15 protein-coding genes are annotated in these 14,864 nt (G+C 45.6%); 14 read left to right on the top strand and 1 reads right to left on the bottom strand.

Going from position 1 to position 14,864, the window contains the following annotated elements:
• The first annotated feature begins 69 nt into the window (after positions 1–69).
• From R8O11_RS18440 to pgpA, 14 genes are all read left to right on the top strand, one after another.
• A complete protein-coding gene (locus tag R8O11_RS18440; RefSeq protein ID WP_005381592.1) occupies positions 70–1,359 on the top strand; it encodes an NCS2 family permease in 1,290 nt (429 codons plus the stop codon).
• Positions 1,360–1,623: 264 nt separating this feature from the next.
• A complete protein-coding gene (gene tet(34) / locus R8O11_RS18445) occupies positions 1,624–2,088 on the top strand; it encodes an oxytetracycline resistance phosphoribosyltransferase domain-containing protein Tet(34) (RefSeq protein ID WP_005381590.1) in 465 nt (154 codons plus the stop codon).
• Between the two features lie 91 nt (positions 2,089–2,179).
• Positions 2,180–3,427: an esterase FrsA gene (gene frsA, locus R8O11_RS18450; RefSeq protein ID WP_033905834.1), complete on the top strand. Its 1,248-nt coding sequence runs from the start codon at positions 2,180–2,182 to the stop codon at positions 3,425–3,427.
• Positions 3,428–3,542: 115 nt separating this feature from the next.
• Positions 3,543–3,932, top strand: coding sequence for a sigma factor-binding protein Crl (gene crl, locus R8O11_RS18455; protein ID WP_005381584.1), 390 nt, complete (start codon positions 3,543–3,545; stop codon positions 3,930–3,932).
• Between the two features lie 121 nt (positions 3,933–4,053).
• Entirely contained in the window at positions 4,054–5,193 is a 1,140-nt protein-coding gene (gene proB, locus R8O11_RS18460; protein WP_033905836.1) for a glutamate 5-kinase, read from the top strand.
• A gap of 17 nt (positions 5,194–5,210) precedes the next feature.
• Positions 5,211–6,461: a glutamate-5-semialdehyde dehydrogenase gene (locus R8O11_RS18465; RefSeq protein ID WP_033905839.1), complete on the top strand. Its 1,251-nt coding sequence runs from the start codon at positions 5,211–5,213 to the stop codon at positions 6,459–6,461.
• Positions 6,462–6,667: 206 nt separating this feature from the next.
• On the top strand, positions 6,668–7,117 hold the full coding sequence (gene nrdR, locus R8O11_RS18470; protein ID WP_005381578.1) for a transcriptional regulator NrdR: 450 nt from the start codon (positions 6,668–6,670) through the stop codon (positions 7,115–7,117).
• A gap of 7 nt (positions 7,118–7,124) precedes the next feature.
• Positions 7,125–8,252 carry a bifunctional diaminohydroxyphosphoribosylaminopyrimidine deaminase/5-amino-6-(5-phosphoribosylamino)uracil reductase RibD gene (gene ribD, locus R8O11_RS18475; RefSeq protein ID WP_318194340.1) on the top strand — a complete coding sequence of 376 codons (1,128 nt, stop codon included), beginning with the start codon at positions 7,125–7,127 and terminating at the stop codon, positions 8,250–8,252.
• Positions 8,253–8,260: 8 nt separating this feature from the next.
• Complete coding sequence (locus R8O11_RS18480; RefSeq protein ID WP_005383626.1) at positions 8,261–8,914, top strand: riboflavin synthase; 654 nt, start codon at positions 8,261–8,263, stop codon at positions 8,912–8,914.
• 173 nt (positions 8,915–9,087) lie between these two features.
• Positions 9,088–10,197: a bifunctional 3,4-dihydroxy-2-butanone-4-phosphate synthase/GTP cyclohydrolase II gene (gene ribBA / locus R8O11_RS18485; protein WP_005381573.1), complete on the top strand. Its 1,110-nt coding sequence runs from the start codon at positions 9,088–9,090 to the stop codon at positions 10,195–10,197.
• 169 nt (positions 10,198–10,366) lie between these two features.
• Complete coding sequence (gene ribE, locus R8O11_RS18490) at positions 10,367–10,837, top strand: 6,7-dimethyl-8-ribityllumazine synthase (protein ID WP_005381572.1); 471 nt, start codon at positions 10,367–10,369, stop codon at positions 10,835–10,837.
• On the top strand, positions 10,837–11,304 hold the full coding sequence (gene nusB, locus R8O11_RS18495) for a transcription antitermination factor NusB (RefSeq protein ID WP_005381571.1): 468 nt from the start codon (positions 10,837–10,839) through the stop codon (positions 11,302–11,304). Before ribE ends, nusB begins: the two co-directional genes overlap by 1 nt.
• A gap of 78 nt (positions 11,305–11,382) precedes the next feature.
• Positions 11,383–12,348, top strand: a complete 966-nt coding sequence (gene thiL / locus R8O11_RS18500) for a thiamine-phosphate kinase (protein WP_033905841.1) — start codon at positions 11,383–11,385, stop codon at positions 12,346–12,348.
• 91 nt (positions 12,349–12,439) lie between these two features.
• Positions 12,440–12,946 (top strand): phosphatidylglycerophosphatase A, encoded by a 507-nt coding sequence (gene pgpA, locus R8O11_RS18505; RefSeq protein WP_031780838.1) that lies wholly within the window; start codon positions 12,440–12,442, stop codon positions 12,944–12,946.
• Positions 12,947–12,993: 47 nt separating this feature from the next.
• Here the strand turns inward: pgpA and dxs are convergent, their stop codons facing one another.
• Positions 12,994–14,859, bottom strand: a complete 1,866-nt coding sequence (gene dxs, locus R8O11_RS18510; RefSeq protein ID WP_318194341.1) for a 1-deoxy-D-xylulose-5-phosphate synthase — start codon at positions 14,857–14,859, stop codon at positions 12,994–12,996.
• Positions 14,860–14,864 lie beyond the last annotated feature (5 nt).

Consider the following 14,864-nt stretch of genomic DNA (forward strand, 5'->3'; position numbering starts at 1 on the left):
TTGATAACTTTATAATTCCCGCCAATCGATTACGCAACCGTTTACTTTTTACCTTTACAGGATTCGATCATGCTCGAGAGGCTTTTTAAACTCAGTGAAAATGGCACAAATGTGCGCACTGAGATCATTGCAGGTGTTACGACCTTCCTAACTATGGCTTACATTATTTTTGTAAACCCAGCGATCCTGTCGGATACCGGTATGGACCGTGGCGCCATTTTTGTCGCAACTTGTCTTGCTGCCGCAATCGGCTGTTTTATCATGGGATTTGTTGCCAATTACCCAATCGCACAGGCACCAGGAATGGGCCTGAACGCATTTTTTACTTACTCTGTTGTATTGGGAATGGGTTATACGTGGCAAGTTGCGTTGGCGGCTGTATTTGTTTCTGGCCTTCTGTTCATTCTTTTAAGCGTATTTAAGATCCGTGAGTGGATTATTAACTCGATCCCGCATTCTCTACGAACAGGTATTTCAGCTGGTATTGGTCTTTTCTTAGCGTTTATCGCATTAAAAAATGCAGGTATCGTCGTTGATAACCCAGCGACATTAGTTTCTATGGGAGAGATCACATCATTGCCATCTGTATTGGCCGCGATTGGCTTCTTTCTTACGATTGCACTGGTTCACCGTGGTGTGAAAGGTGCGGTGATGATCGCCATTCTTGGCGTTACAGCGCTTGGTCTTCTATTTGGTGATGTGCAGTGGGGCGGTATTATGTCAACGCCACCAAGCATTGCGCCAACTTTCATGCAACTGGATTTCTCTGGTTTGTTTGAAGTAGGCATGATTTCCGTCGTATTTGCTTTCCTATTTGTCGATTTATTTGACACCGCAGGTACGCTCGTTGGCGTTTCTCAAAAAGCTGGTCTAACTGACGAGAATGGCAACATCCCTCGTTTAAACAAAGCGTTACTTGCAGACTCAACAGCAACGTCAGTAGGTGCATTACTTGGTACCTCCAACACGACATCTTATATTGAAAGCGTTTCTGGTGTAGCTGCGGGTGGGCGTACTGGTCTAACAGCCGTGGTTGTTGGTGTACTCTTCCTACTTGCTCTATTGTTCTCACCACTTGCGGGTATGATCCCTGCTTATGCAACGTCAGGTGCGCTATTCTATGTGGCGATCTTGATGCTGTCTGGGCTAGTAAGCATTGATTGGCGTGACCTAACTGAAGCGTCCCCAGTTGTTGTGACTTGTTTAGTTATGCCGCTAACATTCTCGATTGCAGAAGGTATCACGTTAGGCTTTATCGCATACGCGGCGATCAAGTTATTCAGCGGTAAGGGCCGTGAAGTGTCGATGAGTGTATGGGTGATGTCAGCCATCTTCATCGTTAAATACCTCGTCGGTTAATTTCTCGAGCAAAAAGCCAGTGTGGATTTATTCACGCTGGCTTTTTCTTTTTTTACGTTGTTCACAGAAGACGGTTTTTCTGCGGAATAGGCAGAGAATTTTGATATCACCGTTGGTATTAGCGGTGTGTTTCGGTAGAATAATCGTTTGCGCAGCTTGAAATCCTCGTCTCCAAACATTTTGGAGAAGTTAGTGAGCATTCCGCTTTTGAGTGACTTCGCTAGATTTTGAGGATGCATATTTTCAAATTATTAGGTTATTACAATGAGTAAAAAATTCATTATCACTTGGGATGCAATGCAGACTTACTGCCGTGAACTGGCTGAAAAACAAATGCCAGCTGAGCAATGGAAAGGAATTTGGGCGGTAAGCCGCGGCGGTTTGGTTCCTGGCGCTATTTTGGCTCGTGAACTGGGTATTCGTTACGTTGATACAATCTGTATTTCAAGCTACGACCATGATCATCAGCGCGACATGACGGTACTAAAAGCACCTGAAGGTGATGGCGAAGGTTACCTAATCGTTGAAGACCTAGTAGACAGTGGTGATACAGCGCGCAAACTACGTGAGATGTATCCAAAAGCGAAAATGATCGCTGTGTGTGCGAAACCATCAGGCAAAGAGCTGCTGGATGATTACGTTGTAGATATTGCTCAAGACACTTGGATCGAGCAGCCTTGGGATATGTCAATCCAGTATGCTGAGCCAGTAAACCGCAAGCAAAAATAAACGCGGTTAAAGAATATTGAGAAATGCCCCTTTATAGGGGCATTTTTTTTATTATGATATTAAATCATGCTAATAGCCTAGGGTTCTTCCTATGTCTGAAGACGTCAGTAAAAATCTTTCCGAAACTTTGTTCGTGAAACATAAGCAAGCAAAAGAAACCTCCGCGCTTACCCAGTACATGCCGACCAGTAAAAAAATACTTGATGAACGAGAAGCGCAGGGTGATCGTGCTTGGTATCGTCATTTGCGTCGCTTGCAATGGGCTTGGCAAGGATTGTCTCCGATCGAAATGGAAGGCGTACTGTCCAAAATTGCTTCATCTTCTCACTCGCGAACCAATGATGATTGGTTGGACACTGTAATGGGTTATCACAGTGGTAACTGGACATTTGAGTGGATCAAGCTTGGTATGGCTCATCAGAAGCGAGCAAATGAAATGCAAGGAGAAGAGGCAGCGGATGAACTCTTCACTGCTTCTTTGTGTTTTAGTATTGCAGGCTACCCACATTTAAAAAATGACAACTTGGCATCGCAGGCTCAAGTACTGGCAAACAAAGCGTATTCTGACGGCGCAGAAAAAACTAAGTACACCATCAAGCAAATTGAAGTGCCTTACCAAAATCGCAAAATCATCGCGAACCTCCATTTACCAAGAACGGATAAACAGTTGCCTGTGGTCATGGTGAGCGCTGGTTTGGATACTCTACAAACCGACATGTGGCGTTTGTTCCGTAATCGTCTTGCACCGCGAGATATTGCGATGTTAACCGTAGACATGCCTTCAGTAGGGCATAGCTCTCATTGGCCCTTGACCGAGAATTCAAGTTGCCTACATCAAGCGGTATTGAATGAGCTTTACTCGCTACCTTGGGTTGATCATCACAAAGTGGGGTTAGTTGGGTTTCGTTTTGGTGGTAATGCCATGATCAGACTCTCTTTTGTTGAGCAAGAAAAGATCAAAGCTTGTGTCGCTCTAGGCGCACCCGTACATGATATTTTTACTTCCCCTCAGAAGTTACAAAAAATGCCGAAGATGTACCTAGATCTTTTGGCTTCCCGTTTGGGGAAAAATGCGGTTGATATTAATAGCATGGCTGGTCAGATGATGGCGTGGTCATTGAAGGTTCAGGGCTTCCTGAGCAGTCGAAAAACCAAAGTGCCTATTTTGGCTTTGAGTCTTGAGGGCGATCCAGTGTCGCCACACAGTGATAATCAACTTGTTGCTCTATTTAGCCAGTATGGTAGAGCGAAAAAAATCAGTTCCAAAACAATTACAAAAGGATATGAGCAATCCCTCGATTTAGCCATAAAGTGGCTAGAAGATGAATTATTAGGGTGACAATTCTCCTAAATTAGTTAAGAGTGATATATCTGAGCAAAAAATAAGCTCATGATAATTAAAAATAATAATCATTCTTGGGTGTTTACTTTTAACTATGAAAACGGAGATTCATATGTCAGAGACGACTCAGGGCCCGACTCACTTTCGCTTGATGTCAAAGTTGAAGGCGATAGGGCCTTACCTGCGCGAACCACAATCGCAAGAAGGGCGCTATTATTTTGATTGTTTATCTGTATGTGTAGACGACAAAAAATCGCCTGAGAAGCGTGAATTTTGGGGCTGGTGGATGGATTTGGAATCCATCGAGGGAGGCTTTACTGCTAAATATCATATTGGCAAGTACAACAAAGAAGGGCAATGGGTATCTGAAGCCCTTCCCAAAAAAGTGGTAGAGGAAGTGTATCTCACGCAGAGCACATTCCATCAAAAGCTGGTTGATACTTTAGAAGAACACTTCAAATTAGAAGTCGAATATCACACGGAGTCTTTCGATTTCGCTTAATTTGGTTGTTTTCATTTAATACCAAACAAAAAGGTGCGAAAACGCACCTTTTCTCTTGTTAATTCCCTATTTGATTGTTAAAACATCCTCTCTTTATTTGTTTTTCACTTCAGAAGACATCATGACAACGAATCAACAAAATGCAGTTGTTTCACAACCACAAACTGTCGTTGTGAAACTGGGTACAAGTGTGCTGACAGGCGGCACTCTGGCACTCGACCGTGCACACATGGTTGAGTTAGCACGCCAGTGTGCTGAGCTTAAAAAACAAGGCCATTCAATCGTAATGGTTTCGTCTGGTGCGATTGCAGCAGGCCGTGAGCATCTTGGTTACCCCGCATTGCCCAACGAGATGGCGAGTAAGCAGTTACTTGCCGCGGTGGGGCAGAGCCGCTTGATTCAAACATGGGAGTCTTTGTTTGGTATTTATGGTATCAAGATCGGCCAAATGTTACTAACCCGTGCCGATTTAGAAGATCGTGAGCGATTCCTTAACGCGCGTGACACTATTAATGCGCTCGTCGCGAACGATATTGTTCCTATCGTAAACGAAAATGATGCCGTTGCGACTAGCGAGATTAAAGTTGGCGATAACGACAACCTTTCCGCTTTGGTAGGCATTTTATGTGGTGCAGATAAGCTCTTGCTTTTAACGGACCAAAAAGGTCTGTTTACTGCTGACCCTCGTAAAGATCCGAACGCAGAGCTTATCAAGGAAGTAAAAACCATCGACGACACGCTGCGTAAAATCGCAGGTGGAAGCGGTACAACATTGGGTACTGGTGGTATGGCAACGAAGCTGCAAGCCGCAGACATCGCTCGCCGCGCAGGTATCGAGGTTATTATTGCTGCTGGTAGTGCGCCGAATGTTATCTTTGACTCTTTAAGTGCTGAACCTCAGGGCACGCGCTTCCTACCTTGCTCTGAAGCCTTAGAGAACCGTAAACGCTGGATTCTAGCGGGACCTGCGGCATCGGGCGACATCGTTATTGATGATGGTGCAGTCAATGCTGTGGTTGGCAAGGGCAGTAGCCTACTTGCTAAAGGGGTCATCAAAGTTAGTGGTGACTTCGCACGAGGCGAAGTGGCGCGTGTAACAAACACTCACGGTAAGTTGGTGGCTCGTGGCATCAGCGCCTACTCAAGTGATGACCTAACTAAAATTACGGGTAAGCACAGTAAAGATATCATCTCTATTTTGGGTCATGATTATGGCTCTGAGGTGATTCACCGCGATGATTTGGTCGTCATTCAGGAATAGAATTAGAGGGAAGCAAAGTGGATTTAACGAATATGGGTAAAGCTGCTAAAGATGCAGCTTTCGAATTAGCGACAGCGTCAACTGCGCAAAAGAACCAAGCATTAGCCATCATTGCTGATGAGCTAGAAGCAAGCTCTGCTGCTATTTTGGCGGCAAACGCTAAAGACATCGAACTTGGCCGTGAAGCGGGTTTAACCGATGCGCTGCTCGATCGCCTTTTGCTTAATGAAGAACGATTGACTGCAATTGCGAATGATGTTCGCAACGTCATTAGCTTGAACGATCCTGTAGGCAGCGAAATAGACAGTAAGGTACTGGAAAATGGGATGTCACTGTCTCGTCGTCGTGTGCCGCTTGGTGTCGTGGGCGTAATTTATGAAGCGCGTCCAAACGTAACCATTGATATTGCAGCGTTGTGCTTGAAAACCGGCAACGCAAGTATTTTACGTGGTGGCAAAGAGACCTTTTTCTCGAATATGGAATTAGTGAAGGTTATTCAGTCTGCGCTCGCAAAGGCGAACCTTCCAGCCGCTTCTGTGCAGTACATTGAAAAACCAGATCGTGAGCTTGTTTCTCAATTGCTTAAGTTGGACGATTACGTCGACATGATCATTCCACGCGGTGGTGCTGGCCTACACAAAATGTGTAAAGAAAACAGCACGATTCCGGTGATTATTGGTGGCTTTGGTATCAGCCATATCTTTGTCGACGAATCCGCTGATCTAGAGAAATCCCTGAATGTGGTTGAGAACTCTAAAGTTCAACGTCCATCTGCGTGTAACTCATTAGATACGCTGCTCGTGCATGAAAAAATTGCAGCGCAATTCCTACCAATGATCGTAGAGCGCATGAACGATAAAGTGACCTTCGTGACAGAGCCTAAGGCAAAAGCACTGATGGCTCAAGCAACACAAATTCGCGATGCTGTTGAAGGTGACTTTGATACGGAATGGTTGAGCTACACTCTTGGTGTAAAAGTTGTGTCTGATGTGAAAGATGCCATTGATCATATGCGTGTCCATAACGCGAGCCACTCAGATGCGATCATGACCAATAGTTTGGAAAACTCAGAACTGTTCATCAATTCTGTCGGTTCGGCGGCGGTTTATGTGAATGCTTCAACGCGCTTTACAGACGGTGCGCAATTTGGCCTTGGCGCAGAAGTCGCAGTATCTACGCAAAAGCTACATGCACGCGGTCCGATGGGCTTAGAAGAGCTAACTAGCTACAAGTGGGTTGGTAAAGCGAACTACTTAGCACGCAGTTAACACATTCGACGAGATCTTGAGTGAAAAAGGGGCCTTTGCGCCCCTTTTTGTTTTGTCTAACATACCAATTCCGCTACACTACATGAGCTTTTATTTCGGTTTGAAAGCGTTATACCCAAATAGCTTTAATAGAGTCCGTATAACCATGAACGCGTGGTTATCCGTGATTGCTCATGAGGTTATTTTGGTATAGATATGGAGGTGATATGCATTGTCCTTTTTGTTCCGAGAACGATACCAAAGTTATTGATTCCCGCTTAGTGGCTGATGGCCATCAAGTTCGACGTCGCCGTCAGTGCTTGGCGTGTAGCGAGCGTTTCACTACGTTTGAAAGCGCAGAGTTAGTGATGCCTAAAGTGATCAAATCGAATGGCAACCGTGAACCATTTGATGAAGATAAAATGGTTGGCGGTATTCAACGCGCTTTAGAGAAACGCCCAGTGAGTGCCGATTCTATAGAGTTAGCGATCAGTATGATCAAATCACAACTGCGTGCGACGGGTGAGCGAGAGGTTCCGAGTGAAATGATTGGTAATTTAGTCATGGACCAGCTCAAAGAGCTCGATAAGGTGGCTTACATTCGTTTCGCTTCCGTTTACCGCAGCTTTGAAGATATTCGCGAGTTTGGCGAAGAGATTGCCCGCCTAGAAGACTGAGTAGCTCATGACTCAACACACTCTTGAAAGAGCGTTTTCTGATTTAGATTTCGCCATGATGTCACGAGCTATTAAGTTAGCGAAACGTGGCATTTATACCACCGCCCCTAATCCAAATGTAGGGTGTGTCATCGTTCATGATGAAGAAATTGTCGGTGAAGGCTATCACCATCGTGCTGGTGAGCCGCATGCCGAAGTGCACGCGATGCGCATGGCGGGTGAAAAAGCAGTTGGTGCAACCGCTTATGTGACGCTAGAACCTTGCTCTCATTACGGCCGTACACCGCCATGTGCCGAAGGGCTGATTAAAGCCAAAGTGGCACGTGTGGTTTGCGCCATGGTAGACCCAAACCCGAAAGTTGCAGGTCGCGGCATCCAGATGTTACGTGATGCAGGAATTGAAGTACAAATCGGCTTGTTAGAGCAAGATGCCCTTGCCCTTAACCCTGGTTTTATAAAGTACATGCGTACAGGCATGCCGTTTGTTCAATTAAAAATGGCAGCCAGTTTGGATGGGCAAAGCGCACTCAATAATGGTCAGAGCCAATGGATCACCTCCCCAGCGGCCCGCCAAGATGTGCAGCGTTATCGAGCAATGAGTGGTGGCATTCTTTCTACTAGCAAAACGGTGATTGATGATAATGCGTCACTCAATGTGCGTTGGGATGACTTACCTACCAGTGTTCAAGCGCAGTATTTACGAGAAGAACTTCGTCAACCAGTACGTGTAATCTTAGACCGTCAGAACCATTTAACGGGTGCGCTCAAGCTGTTCCACACCGATGGAGAGCGAGTTATTATTCGCTCTGATGGAGACTGTATCCCTCTATTGGACAGCGCTGACCAAATTGACTTATCAACGACATTAAAACGTATCTCGGATGAGCACCACATCAATCACTTATGGGTTGAAGCTGGAGCTACGCTAGCGAGTGCGATGATAAAGGCTAATCTTGTAGATGAGCTCATTGTTTACCTTGCGCCAAAACTCATGGGCAGCGATGGTCGGGGGCTTATCGGTGCTTTAGGGTTAAGCGCTATGGCTGACGTCATAGATTTAAACATTACAGACGTTCGTATGGTTGGGGTAGACATTCGCATCACCGCCACCATAAAACGTAATGAAATTAGATAAGAAATAGTATGTTTACAGGAATAGTAGAAGCAGTTGGCAAGTTAGCTGCGATTACGCCGAAGGGCGAAGACATCACCGTCACGGTTGAAACGGGTACGCTTGATATGTCAGACGTTAAGTTAGGCGATAGCATTGCGACCAATGGTGTTTGCTTAACGGTAGTTGACTTCGGAAGCCACTATTACAGTGCTGATCTGTCATTAGAAACCTTGAAGAAAACTGGGTTTGCTGATTACCAAGTAGGCGATAAGGTGAATCTAGAAAAAGCCATGTTGCCAACAACGCGATTGGGTGGACATATCGTTTCTGGCCATGTCGATGGGGTTGGTGAAATTGTCGAACGCAATTCAGTTGGCCGTGCGATAGAGTTTTGGGTTGCAATGCCTGCGGAAATTAGCAAGTACGTTGCAGAGAAAGGCTCGATTACTGTTGATGGTATTAGCCTAACCGTCAACGACTTACGTAAAAATGCTTTTAAGCTGACGATCGTTCCTCATACGAGTGAAGAAACTACGATTGACCAGTTTCAAGTGGGGCGCAAAGTCAACTTAGAAGTTGATGTACTTGCGCGTTATATGGAGCGTTTACTGCAAGGACAACAAGAAGATAAGGCCGAGTCTCGTATCACGATGGACTTTTTACAGCAAAACGGTTTTGCATAAGTCTTGGGAGTGGCTGCGTGAGGCATGCGATAAAGAGCAGACTCACAGAACACCGCGAGATTCATTGACTTGCTTAATGCAAAGCTCAAACTATTGACCTAACTAGCATTCACTGCAACGTAATTTTTCATTGCTGTCGCAATAACAAATTTAGAATAACGGGATAACAGACTATGCCAATCAGTACGCCACAAGAAATTATTGATGATATTCGCGCAGGCAAAATGGTCATCCTAATGGATGATGAAGACCGCGAGAATGAAGGTGACTTGATCATGGCTGCCGAGCATATTACGCCGGAAGCCATCAACTTTATGGCAACCTATGGCCGTGGCCTGATTTGTTTAACCATGACCAAAGATCGTTGCGAAAGTCTAGGTCTGCCACCAATGGTGCAAGACAATAATGCGCAATACACCACCAACTTTACTGTTTCGATTGAGGCAGCAGAAGGGGTAACGACGGGTATTTCAGCCGCAGATCGCGCACGTACCGTTCAAGCAGCAGTCGCGCCAAACGCTAAAGCTGCGGATTTGGTGCAGCCTGGTCACATCTTCCCTCTCGCAGCTCAAGACGGCGGTGTACTGACTCGCGCAGGTCACACTGAAGCTGGCTGTGATTTGGCTCGTCTTGCTGGTTTAGAGCCAGCATCGGTGATTGTTGAGATCTTAAATGACGACGGCACGATGGCTCGTCGCCCAGATCTAGAGATCTTTGCAGAGAAGCACGGTATTAAATTGGGCACTATTGCCGACCTAATTGAGTACCGCAATAACACTGAGACAACGATTGAACGTGTGGCTGAGTGCAAGTTACCGACAGAGTTTGGCGAGTTCACGTTAGTCACGTACAAAGACACCATTGATAACCAAGTGCACTACGCAATGTGCAAGGGCGATTTGAAAGAAAAAGCGCCACTGGTTCGCGTACATCTTCAAGACGTTTTTACCGACTTACTACGTAGCGATCGTAATGCAGAGCGCAGTTGGACACTAGATAAGGCAATGAAACGCATTGGTGAAGAGGGCGGTGTGTTGGTTGTTCTTGGCCATGAAGAATCGACTGATCTACTTATTCATCGCGTGAAGATGTTCGAAGCGCAAGACAAAGGTGAAGCCCCAACGCTTGCTAAAAAACAAGGCACGTCTCGCCGTGTTGGCGTTGGTTCACAGATTCTTGCGGATCTCGGTGTACATGATATGCGCCTTCTGTCATCGACCAACAAAAAGTACCACGCGTTAGGTGGTTTTGGTCTGAATGTTGTTGAGTACGTCTGCGAGTAACAACCGAACAATAAGTTCCTAGTCTTTGACGTGCTTAACTCGTCAATGGCTAGGAACCGGTGATTTGCCTCCAATTTCCATTAGATATTGCTCACAAATTTGTGCTAGAATCCGGCGATTCTCACTTGATGAACATATTTCACTTATAAATAGAGTTAAAGGAAAGCTTATGAAAGTGATCGAGGGTGGCTTCCCAGCGCCAAATGCAAAAATTGCTATCGTTATTTCTCGTTTCAACAGTTTTATTAACGAAAGCCTACTTTCTGGTGCGATCGATACACTAAAGCGTCACGGACAAGTAAGCGAAGACAACATCACGGTTGTGCGTTGTCCAGGTGCCGTAGAACTACCTCTAGTAGCTCAGCGTGTTGCTAAAACTGGCAAATTCGACGCTATTGTTTCTCTAGGGTCTGTTATTCGCGGTGGAACGCCTCACTTTGACTATGTTTGTAGTGAGATGAACAAAGGTCTAGCACAAGTGTCTATGGAATTCAGCATTCCAGTAGCATTTGGTGTTTTGACTGTTGATACGATCGATCAAGCGATTGAACGCGCAGGAACCAAGGCTGGTAATAAAGGTGCAGAGGCTGCACTAAGCGCACTTGAAATGATTAATGTACTATCTGAAATTGATTCCTAATGGGGGCCAGTGTGAAACCAGCCGCACGTCGTAACGCACGTCAATTCGCTCTACAGGCGATCTACTCATGGCAAATTACTAAAGAGAATGTTGCCAAGATTGAAGAACAGTTTTTGTCTGGCGACAAATACGATGAAGAAGAACTTCATGCATCTGAGCCAGCGCTTGCTGCTCCAGAGACAGACGTAGCTTACTTCCGTGAACTATTAAGCGGTGTTGTACTTAGCCACGCTGAGCTAGATAGCAAAATTCGTCCATACATCTCTCGTCCTATGCAGGATTTAGATATGATGGAACTTGCTCTTCTTCGCCTTGCTATGTACGAGATGACTCGTCGCGAAGATGTTCCTTACAAAGTTGTTATCAATGAAGCGATTGAACTTGCAAAAGTTTTCGCAGCAGAAGATAGCCACAAGTTTGTGAATGGTGTACTTGATAAAGCAGCACCTCACATTCGTAAGAAATAACGATTTCTTCAATGAAAAGGTCAGCACATGCTGACCTTTTTTGTATCAAAAGCTTTTACATCAAAAAGTAAGTGAATTATGTCTGGTGAATTTAATCTGATAGACAAGTACTTCGTCGGTCGTCAGAGCCAACGTAAAGATGTCCATCTAGCCGCTGGTGATGATTGTGCTTTGGTCAAAGCGCCAGCTAATGTTCAGATTGCGATTAGCACGGATACATTGGTAGCTGGAACGCATTTCTTAGCCGACGCGAACCCAGCATGGGTCGCACACAAAGCATTGGCTTCTAACATCAGTGATTTGGCGGCGATGGGCGCAACGCCTGCATGGGTGAGCTTTGCATTAACGATGCCTGAGCCAGATGAAGAATGGCTTGCTCCTTTCTGTGATGCATTTTTCGAACTGGCTGATTACTATGGTATTCAGTTAATAGGCGGTGATACCACCAAAGGTCCATTGTGTCTGACACTCACGGTGCAAGGTTTTGTACCTGAAGACAAAGCGCTCACGCGATCCGGCGCAAGGCCTGGGGATTGGGTATATGTAACGGGAAACCTTGGCGATGCAAAAGCTGGCTTGGATGTGATTCTAGATGACTCTCTGCGCAGCAGAGCCGGCGCGGAAGCACTAGAGCGAGCTCATTACCTTAGTTCTCCGCGTGTGCTTGCTGGACAAGCTCTTGTTGGCTTAGCCTCTTCTGCGATAGATATTTCAGATGGTTTAATCTCTGATATTAAGCACATTTTACAGCGATCTCAGGTTGGGGTGAGTATTGATGTCTCTCAGCTACCGATCTCTTCAGAATTAGTCCAGTTTTTAGATGATAAGATCAGCGCGCAGCAGTATGCTTTAGCAAGTGGCGAAGAATACGAGTTGTGTTTTACCGTGCCGGAGCAAAATCGAGGCTCGTTACAAAGCGCTTTATCTCATACTGGCTGTAAGGTCACATGTATTGGTCAAATCCGACCAAATGGAACCTTCGAGCTGCATGATAACAATCAACCACTTGATTGGGACTTAAGTGGCTTCGACCACTTTAAATGATCTGAGCTAAGCTCTAGCCAAGAGCCTGTTACTATTGAGCAACTCACAGGCATGACGATTGAAACCAAACTAGCAGTATAGGTTTAAGGATATGACCAACCCTCTTTCTCTTATTTCATTAAAGAACCCGTGGCATCTATTGGCGACGGGTTTTGGCAGTGGATTATCCCCGTTTATCCCTGGAACAATGGGCACACTGGCGGCCGTGCCTTTCTTTTTGTTGTTGGCACAATTACCATTTACGGCGTATGTCATTGTTGTTCTGATTTCGTGTGTGATCGGCATTCAAATATGCCAAGTGACCTCTGCAGACATGAAAGTACATGATCATGGTTCAATCGTATGGGATGAGTTTGCAGGCTTTTGGATTACGATGAGCATTGTACCTGCACTGAATATTCCACTCACTGAATGGAAGTGGTTGATCACTGGCTTCATCTTATTTCGTTTTTTCGATATGGTAAAACCTTGGCCAATTGGGTGGCTAGATAAGCGAGTTCACGGTGGGCTGGGTATTATGGTTGATGATATCGTGGCGGGAGTTATGGCCGGTGTTGCCCTGTTTCTAGTCGCAAAATATGCGGGCTGGATGAATTAAACGTTGACCGTAAAAAAAGGGATGCTATGAGCATCCCTTTTTACATTCTATTTTGCTAAATAATCCAAGATGGATTTTTCAATTCCTTTTGCATCGAGACCAAGCTCTTCATGCAGTTCATCTTGTGTTCCCTGATGAATAAACTCATCTGGTAAACCTAGGTTCAACACAGGTTTAATGATTTTATCTTTCATCATGAACTCAACGACACCAGCACCAGCACCACCCGCGATAACATTTTCTTCTAACGTCACGAGCACGTCATGATCTGTGGCTAATTGACGAATTAATGCTTCATCGAGCGGCTTCACAAAGCGCATATCAGCAACAGTGGCGTTAAGGTATTCTGCCGCTTCTAGCGCGTTACCCAAGAAAGTACCAAAGTTCAGAATAGCAACTTTTTCACCTTGGCGAACCATGCGCCCTTTACCGATTTCTAACGCCGTAAACTCAGTTTCGATTTCTACGCCCATGCCGCTACCACGAGGGTATCGAACCGCACTCGGGCCAGAATGCTTATGGCCAGTGTAAAGCATTTGTCGGCACTCGTTTTCGTCGCTTGGCGCCATGATCACCATGTTCGGAATACAGCGCATAAAGCTTAGATCGAACGCACCTTGGTGAGTTTGACCATCTGCGCCAACGAGACCTGCGCGGTCGATCGCAAACATCACTGGTAAGTCCATGATCGCGATGTCGTGGATCAATTGGTCATAACCACGTTGCAAGAAAGTCGAATAGATAGCAACGATTGGATGATCGCCCGCAATTGCCATGCCTGTTGCCAGTGTCACTGCGTGCTGCTCAGCAATCGCCACATCAAAGTATTGGTCTGGGTACTCTTTTGAGAAACGCACCATACCTGATCCTTCGCGCATTGCTGGCGTAATTGCCCTTAGCTTAGGATCTTGGGCCGCCATGTCACATAAAAAGTCACCGAAGATCTTTGAGTAAGTTGGCTTACCGCCACTGCTCTTCGGTAAGCTATTGTTTGCCGGTGCGAACTTCGGCACTGCATGGTAGCCGATAGGATCTTTCTCGGCAGGCTCATAACCTTTGCCTTTCTTGGTCATGATGTGTAGGAATTGAGGACCTTTGAGCTCACGCATATTTTTCAGCGTTTTGACGAGTTCATTGACGTCGTGCCCATCAACCGGGCCAATGTAATTAAAGCCGAACTCTTCGAACAGAGTACCAGGCACCACCATGCCTTTTAGGTGTTCTTCCGTACGGCGAACTAACTCTTTAATAGGTGGAACACCAGACAACACTTTTTTACCGCCTTCACGGATAGAAGTGTACAAGCTACCAGAAAGTACTTTTGCAAGGTGGTTATTCAGGGCGCCGACGTTTTCTGAAATAGACATTTCGTTGTCGTTCAAAATCACCAACATATCAGGATGAACGTCGCCAGCGTGGTTCATGGCTTCGAATGCCATGCCTGCTGTAATTGCGCCATCACCAATCACACTGACGATTTTGCGACCTTTACCTTCTTTTTGTGCGCTGATGGCCATGCCAAGACCTGCACTAATCGATGTCGAAGAGTGGCCGACAGATAAGGTGTCATATTCACTTTCTTCACGCCAAGGGAAAGGGTGTAGACCATCCTTTTGGCGAATTGTTGGCATTTTATCGCGACGTCCGGTGAGGATTTTGTGCGGGTAAGCCTGATGACCAACATCCCAGATCAATTTGTCGATAGGGGTGTTGTAAACATAATGCAGAGCGACAGTTAGCTCTACGGTGCCTAAGCCAGACGCTAAGTGTCCGCTAGATTGGCTCACTGAATTTAGCAGATACGTTCGCAGTTCATCACACAGATTTGGTAATGTTTCTTTCGGAAGAAGACGTAATTCTTCCGGTGTATTTGCTAACGCCAGTGTTGGGTACTTTGAAATATCAAGAGTCATATAAA

The organism is Vibrio sp. 1288 (genome assembly GCF_033344475.1).

What these genes read in the sequence shown, in the direction of transcription:
- R8O11_RS18440 (WP_005381592.1), top strand. Translation starts at nt 70, where the DNA reads ATGCTCGAGAGGCTTTTTAAACTCAGTGAAAATGGCACAAATGTGCGC.
- frsA (WP_033905834.1), top strand. Translation starts at nt 2,180, where the DNA reads ATGTCTGAAGACGTCAGTAAAAATCTTTCCGAAACTTTGTTCGTGAAA.
- crl (WP_005381584.1), top strand. Translation starts at nt 3,543, where the DNA reads ATGTCAGAGACGACTCAGGGCCCGACTCACTTTCGCTTGATGTCAAAG.
- proB (WP_033905836.1), top strand. Translation starts at nt 4,054, where the DNA reads ATGACAACGAATCAACAAAATGCAGTTGTTTCACAACCACAAACTGTC.
- nrdR (WP_005381578.1), top strand. Translation starts at nt 6,668, where the DNA reads ATGCATTGTCCTTTTTGTTCCGAGAACGATACCAAAGTTATTGATTCC.
- ribD (WP_318194340.1), top strand. Translation starts at nt 7,125, where the DNA reads ATGACTCAACACACTCTTGAAAGAGCGTTTTCTGATTTAGATTTCGCC.
- R8O11_RS18480 (WP_005383626.1), top strand. Translation starts at nt 8,261, where the DNA reads ATGTTTACAGGAATAGTAGAAGCAGTTGGCAAGTTAGCTGCGATTACG.
- ribBA (WP_005381573.1), top strand. Translation starts at nt 9,088, where the DNA reads ATGCCAATCAGTACGCCACAAGAAATTATTGATGATATTCGCGCAGGC.
- ribE (WP_005381572.1), top strand. Translation starts at nt 10,367, where the DNA reads ATGAAAGTGATCGAGGGTGGCTTCCCAGCGCCAAATGCAAAAATTGCT.
- nusB (WP_005381571.1), top strand. Translation starts at nt 10,837, where the DNA reads ATGGGGGCCAGTGTGAAACCAGCCGCACGTCGTAACGCACGTCAATTC.
- thiL (WP_033905841.1), top strand. Translation starts at nt 11,383, where the DNA reads ATGTCTGGTGAATTTAATCTGATAGACAAGTACTTCGTCGGTCGTCAG.
- pgpA (WP_031780838.1), top strand. Translation starts at nt 12,440, where the DNA reads ATGACCAACCCTCTTTCTCTTATTTCATTAAAGAACCCGTGGCATCTA.
- dxs (WP_318194341.1), bottom strand. Translation starts at nt 14,859, where the DNA reads ATGACTCTTGATATTTCAAAGTACCCAACACTGGCGTTAGCAAATACA.